The organism is Vibrio sp. 2033 (assembly GCF_033339735.1).
Window position 1 is genome coordinate 1 of sequence record NZ_JAWOVC010000877.1, and the last position, 511, is coordinate 511.

Annotated in this window: 1 protein-coding gene; it reads left to right on the top strand. The window is 42.5% G+C overall.

From position 1 onward, the window contains the following. Positions 1-511 (top strand): DNA polymerase III subunit beta (locus R7P74_RS29595; protein ID WP_318124322.1); only part of this gene is annotated, 511 nt, incomplete at both ends.

Below are 511 nucleotides of genomic sequence, written 5' to 3' on the forward strand. Positions count from 1 at the left end.
GGAAGTAAGCCGTTTTGCACTATCGGGAGCAAAGATGATCTATAACGGCGAAAAAGTAACAATGGTTTCAACTGACGGGCACCGCCTTGCCTTGATAGAAAAAAATCTGGATGAAAAGGAATGCGAAACATTCGAAGCTTTGATACCGCGAAAAGCATTGAATGAACTATACAAGGCATCAAGATACTCTACATCTCCATTCACATTTGGCGAAGATCATAATCATCTTTATTTTCAGGCATCAAACAAATTAATGATTGCCCGCAAATTAACCGGATCTTTTCCAAATTACGAAATGGTTTTGCCCAAAGACGTTGAGAAAAAAGTATCTTTCGATCTGCAGGAAATGCGTAAAGCCGTCCATCGCGTTTCATTAATTCCGACGGAGATAAACCGACCCGTCAGGATGACAATCCGGGAAGGCGAAATAGAAGTAAAATCACATGGAACAGACGTCGGAGAAGGTGTAGAAATCGTACCGGCTGACTATAGCGGCGAGGAAACGGTCATC